Annotated in this window: 3 protein-coding genes; all 3 read left to right on the top strand. The window is 40.7% G+C overall.

Features of this window, described 5'->3' with window-relative positions; translation table 11 throughout:
* Positions 1 to 161 precede the first annotated feature (161 nt).
* From uvrB to dpp5, 3 genes are read left to right on the top strand one after another with little or no spacing between them, the layout of a single operon-like run.
* The gene (uvrB, locus tag AC1WHX_RS09660; protein ID WP_302545343.1) at positions 162 to 2,192 is read left to right on the top strand and encodes an excinuclease ABC subunit UvrB; all 2,031 of its coding nucleotides are present in this window, start codon (positions 162 to 164) and stop codon (positions 2,190 to 2,192) included.
* Between the two features lie 54 nt (positions 2,193 to 2,246).
* Positions 2,247 to 4,139 carry a YgiQ family radical SAM protein gene (locus AC1WHX_RS09655; protein WP_122338007.1) on the top strand — a complete coding sequence of 631 codons (1,893 nt, stop codon included), beginning with the start codon at positions 2,247 to 2,249 and terminating at the stop codon, positions 4,137 to 4,139.
* Positions 4,140 to 4,150: 11 nt separating this feature from the next.
* Positions 4,151 to 6,253: a dipeptidyl-peptidase Dpp5 gene (gene dpp5 / locus AC1WHX_RS09650; protein ID WP_122338008.1), complete on the top strand. Its 2,103-nt coding sequence runs from the start codon at positions 4,151 to 4,153 to the stop codon at positions 6,251 to 6,253.
* The last annotated feature ends 120 nt before the right edge of the window (positions 6,254 to 6,373 follow it).

Here is a 6,373-nt window from a genome sequence, read left to right as displayed (position 1 = left end):
AATCCTACTATTTGTTTAGCAAAAATACAATAAAATGAAAGTAAAATATATGATTAAGAAGACAATAGAAAGTTTGAAGGTAATAGTATGAAAAGAGAACGGATACAGCCGTTTCTCCGAGTTTTTTCGTAACTTCGCAAATCAAAATATATATGGCATTTATGGAGTTCAAAATCGTTTCACCCTACCAACCGACCGGTGACCAACCGGAAGCAATAGAAGAGCTTAGCCGGGGAGTCTTAGACGGACTTTCCGCTCAAACCCTACTGGGAGTTACCGGGTCAGGTAAAACATTTACCATGGCTAATGTCATCGAAAAAGTTCAGAAACCGACGTTGATCCTGAGTCATAACAAAACTTTGGCAGCCCAACTGTATGGAGAATTTAAAAGTTTTTTCCCCGATAACGCCGTAGAATATTTTGTATCATATTATGATTATTACCAGCCGGAAGCCTATATTCCAACAACCGATACCTATATAGAAAAAGATTTGGCAATCAACGAAGAAATAGACCGACTCAGGCTTTCAACGACATCAGCTTTATTATCAGGCCGCAAAGACGTTATCGTCGTATCTTCGGTTTCATGTCTTTACGGTATCGGCAACCCGGAAGATTTTCATAGCAACGTGATAGATGTCCGTGTCGGTCAAAATATAGAACGGAATACATTTTTACGAGCACTCGTAGGCAGTTTGTATTCCCGTAATGAAATCGAACTGAATCGAGGAAATTTCAGGGTCAAAGGAGATACGGTGGATATATATCTGGCCTATACGGAAATCATTTTGCGCATTATCTTCTGGGGAGAAGAGATAGAATCGATAGAAAGCGTAGATCCGATGACCGGGCACACGATTACTCTATTCGATGAATATAAAATATATCCGGCTAATATTTTTGTAACTACTAAAGAACGAATAGACCGGGCAATCGGTGAAATAGAACTCGATTTAGGAAAACAAGTCGAGTTTTTTAAGTCGATAGGAAAAGAAATTGAAGCCAAACGCTTGTATGAGAGGGTAACATACGATATTGAAATGATCAGAGAAGTGGGACATTGTTCCGGAATAGAAAACTATTCACGATACTTCGACGGACGGGCTGCCGGCACCAGACCATTCTGTCTGTTAGACTATTTCCCGAAAGATTTCTTAACCATTATCGATGAAAGCCATGTTACAATACCTCAAATAAGGGCAATGTACGGAGGGGATAATTCCAGAAAAGTAAATCTTGTAGAATACGGATTCCGATTGCCGGCTGCAATAGATAATCGTCCGCTGAAATTTTCAGAATTCGAAGATCTTACCAAACAGACTATTTACGTCAGCGCTACTCCGGCAGATTATGAGTTGATGAAAAGCGAGGGCGTTATCGTCGAACAGGTTATCCGCCCTACCGGACTGCTCGATCCAATAATCGAAGTCCGACCAAGTCTCAATCAAATAGACAATTTACTCGAAGAGATACAACAAAGAATCGAAAAAGACGAGCGGGTTCTGGTAACGACTCTTACCAAACGTATGGCGGAAGAATTGAACACATACCTGTTACGACTCGACATTCGCTGTAATTATATTCACTCAGACGTCGATACGTTAGAACGTATTCAAATCATAGAGGATCTACGCAACGGGCTTTACGATGTCCTTATCGGAGTAAATCTTCTTCGTGAAGGTTTAGATTTGCCAGAAGTCTCATTAGTCGCCATACTGGACGCAGACAAAGAAGGCTTTTTAAGATCTCATCGTTCTTTAACTCAAACGGCAGGACGGGCCGCCCGAAACCTGAACGGAATGGTAATCATGTATGCAGACAAAATTACCGAAAGCATGCAAAAAACGATCGATGAAACTAATCGGCGCAGAGAAAAACAGTTGGCTTATAACGAAGCAAACCATATTACGCCTCAAGCAATACAAAAAGCCAGAAACTCTATTCTCACAAAAGAAGCGGATGTTCAAACCGAAAAAGGTCAACCGATTTTATATAAAGAGGAATATGATATTTCGCATGTCAACATAGCTGCCGATCCGGTAGTCCAATACATGAATAAAGACCAATTGAAAAAGGCTATTGAAAATACCCGGAAAGCAATGGTTGAAGCTGCTAAACGAATGGAATTTATCGAAGCTGCCCAATACCGGGACGAATTGGTAAAACTACAAGACCGATACGATTCATTGTAATACAGCAAACTGAATTTCATAAACCGGATAAAACAAAGATACAATCGGACGACAATGAAAGAATATAAACTACAAGATTGGTTACCGACTACAAAGAAGGAGCTTGAGATCAGAGGGTGGGATTATCTGGATGTAATTATTTTCTCAGGAGATGCATATGTCGACCATCCCTCTTTCGGAGCTGCAGTAATCGGACGTATTCTGGAATCCGAAGGATTACGTGTCGCTATTGTTCCCCAGCCGAACTGGCGCGACGATCTAAGGGACTTTAAGAAATTAGGAGAACCCAGATTATTTTTCGGGGTCTCTGCCGGAGCTATGGATTCAATGGTCAACCATTATACGGCAAATAAAAGACTTCGTTCCGATGATGCTTATACTCCAGACGGACGAGCAGGAATGCGACCCGACTATCCGACAATAGTATATACTCAAATATTAAAAAAACTCTACCCCCACATACCGGTTATTATCGGAGGCATAGAAGCCTCACTGCGACGAGTTACTCATTATGACTATTGGGAAAACCGTTTAAGACCGAGTATTTTGATCGATAGCGGAGCAGATATGCTCATCTATGGTATGGGAGAACTCCCGATCAGAGAATTGATAAAGCGGCTTCGGAACGGTGAAAAAACAGGTCAGATCAAAGACTTGAGACAGACCGCCGTTATTACACCTGAAAACGAGTTGCCTCACGCACATGAAAGCGCAACCGATCTCGTTTTGTTCTCTCATGAAGAATGCTTGCAAGACAAAAAGAAACAATCCCGCAATTTTTTCCATGTCGAAGAGGAATCGAACCGATATGAGGCTCGCCGATTATGGCAAAAATATAAAAACTCGGTTATAAAGGTAAACCCACCTTATCCTCCTATGAGCGAAAACGAGATAGACGCATCTTTCGACTTGCCTTATACTCGTCTGCCTCATCCTAAATATAAAGGGAAAAACATTCCGGCATACGAAATGATCAAGTTTTCTGTAAATTTACATAGAGGCTGTTTCGGAGGATGTGCATTTTGTACGATCTCCGCCCATCAAGGCAAATTCATAGCCTCCCGCTCGAAACGATCGATTCTGAACGAGGTAAAACAAATTACGGAAATGCCCGGATTCAAAGGATATATCAGCGATTTAGGAGGACCTTCGGCCAATATGTACAAGATGCGAGGTTCCCGTCAGGAAATATGTCGTAAATGCAAACGTCCGTCTTGTATACATCCCGAAGTCTGCAAAAATCTATATACCGATCACACTCCGTTGTTAAATATATATCATAGCGTAGATCAAATAAAAGGAATCAAAAAGTCTTTTATCGGCAGCGGGATAAGATATGATCTATTACAACACCGTCATGAGGATGAAAAAGTAAATGCAAGTACTTCGAAATATACATATGAAGTTATTACCCGACATGTATCTGGACGATTAAAGGTTGCTCCGGAACATACGTCCGACAATGTTCTGATGCTAATGCGGAAACCTAACTTCAAAAAATTCGAAGAATTTAAACGGACATTCGAAAAAATAAACGATGAAGCCGGACTCAACCAACAGCTCATTCCGTATTTCATATCAAGCCATCCGGGTTGTAGAGAAGAGGATATGGCCGAACTGGCCGCTATCACAAAAAAATTGAACTTTCACCTCGAGCAAGTTCAAGATTTCACCCCTACCCCGATGACGCTTTCGACCGAGATATATTATACAGGATATCACCCTTATACGGGAGAAAAAATATATACAGCCCGCAACCAAAACGAGAAACTGGCTCAAAGGCAGTTTTTTTTCTGGTATAAACCCGATCAACGAAAACAGATTTTATCGGAACTGCAAAGAATGGGACGGCCGGATCTAATCAATCGTCTATACGGTCCTCCCATAAAAAATACAAAAACAGAAACACCATCAAAAACAAAATACAAAAAGAAGAAATACAAATAATAGTAAAACTTATGAAATTACCAATCAGCAAACTCATTATGGCAAGTGCGGTACTTTTGTCTGCTTGTCAGACACAGAAAGAGAGCAGCGAAGGGATCATAGGCAAAAGCCATCCCAAAGTAGAAAACGGAATCATGACTCCGGAAGTCATGTACACTCTTGGGCGCGTCGGGGGTATAGAAATATCTCCGGATAAGAAAAAAATCCTTTATGGAGTAACATACGTGAGCATACCCGAAAACAAAAGCAATCGGGAACTATTTGTTATGGACATTGACGGAAGTAATAAAATTCAAATCACCCATACTCCTAAATCCGAACAAAATGCTGTATGGATCAACAATGGAAAACAAATAGCGTTTCTAACATCCGAAAGCGGAAGTTCTCAATTGTGGATAATGGATGCCGACGGATCGAACCGAAAACAAATCAGCAATCAAGAAAAAGGAATAGACGGTTTTCTCTTTTCTCCCGATGAGAAAAAGGTCGTATTCTTTTCGAATGTAAAATACGGTCAACGAGCCTCGGATATTTATCCGGACCTGCCCAAAGCAACCGGACGTGTTATCGACGACCTCATGTATAAACATTGGGACGAATGGGTAGAAGCCATTCCTCACCCTTTTATAGCAGACTTTAACGGCAGCACGTTAGAAAATATTAATGATATTCTCGAAGGCGAACCGTATGAAGCTCCGATGAAACCTTTCGGTGGTACAGAAGGTTTTGCATGGACTCCGGACAGTAAAAGTATTGCATATACTTGCCGAAAAAAAACCGGATTGGAGTATTCCATATCTACCAACTCCGATATTTATCTATACGATACCGAGACGAAAATAACCAAAAACCTGACCGAAGGAATGATGGGTTATGATACGCATCCGAGTTTTTCTCCCGACGGGCGTTATTTAGCATGGATGAGTATGGAACGTGACGGATACGAATCAGATAAAAACCGCTTGTTCGTCATGGATATGCAAAATGGAGAAAAGAAATATTTGACAGACGAGTTCGATTACAGCTTAGACATGTTAAATTGGGCAGAAGACGGACAATCGATCTACTTCTTAAGCGTATATCAAGGAATAGAGCAAATCTTCAACATTCATATCGATGATAAAAAAATAGAACAGATCACAACCGGACAGGTCGATTACGCCGATATAAAACCGATAAATGATAATCAACTGATCGTATTACAGCATTCTTTCTCAAAACCGGATGAAATTTATAGTATCAATCTAAATGATAAAGCAATTACGGAATTGTCATTCGAGAACAAGGAAACTTTAGATCAAATTACTATGGGCAAAGTGGAAGAACGCTGGATTGCCACAACAGACAATAAAAAAATGTTGACATGGATCATATATCCTCCCCATTTCGACCCGAATAAAAAATATCCGGCATTACTATATTGCCAAGGAGGTCCGCAAAGCCCTGTAAGCCAGTTCTGGTCATATCGATGGAACCTGCAGTTAATGGCAGCAAACGGATATGTCATTGTTGCACCTAACCGCCGAGGGTTATACGGGTTCGGTCAGGAATGGCTGGAACAAATAAGCGGTGATTACGGCGGTCAGAATATGAAAGACTATTTCTCTGCTATCGATGCTGTAAAGGCAGAACCATTTATCGATGAAAATCGTCTCGGAGCAATCGGGGCAAGTTATGGAGGTTTTTCTATTTATTGGTTGGCCGGGCATCATCAAAAACGATTCAAGGCATTTATCGCTCATGCCGGAATATTCAATTTAGAACAACAATATGTAGAAACAGAAGAAATGTGGTTTGCCAACTGGGATTTGGGTGGCGCTTATTGGGAAAAAGACAATGCAGTTGCTCAGCGTTCTTATGCCAATTCTCCACATCGTTTTATAGATCAATGGGATACTCCTATACTAATTACTCATGGAGAAAACGATTACCGAATACTTGCCTCTCAAGGAATGTCGGCATTCAACGCCGCCCGATTAAGAGGAGTTCCCGCCGAAATGGTTGTCTTTCCTGATGAAAATCATTGGATTGCGCAACCTCAAAATGCCATTTTATGGCAACGGATATTTTTCCGTTGGCTCGACCATTGGTTAAAACCGGAAGAAAAGAAATAAAGTTATCCCAAACGTAGAAAGCGGGCGCAAAGGTTTTATACAAAGTCTTTGCGCCCGCTTTTTATTCAAAAAAACAAGTATTTATAATTGAAAATTACAACATACTTTTGTTATATTTGC

This window comes from Coprobacter sp. (assembly GCF_982436375.1).
Note: the sequence above shows the minus strand (reverse complement) of the source record. Positions and strands in the feature narration are given on the sequence as shown.

Excerpts from the sequence above, each read along its gene's own strand:
- uvrB (WP_302545343.1), top strand. The coding sequence starts at position 162 with ATGGAGTTCAAAATCGTTTCACCCTACCAACCGACCGGTGACCAACCG.
- AC1WHX_RS09655 (WP_122338007.1), top strand. The coding sequence starts at position 2,247 with ATGAAAGAATATAAACTACAAGATTGGTTACCGACTACAAAGAAGGAG.
- dpp5 (WP_122338008.1), top strand. The coding sequence starts at position 4,151 with ATGAAATTACCAATCAGCAAACTCATTATGGCAAGTGCGGTACTTTTG.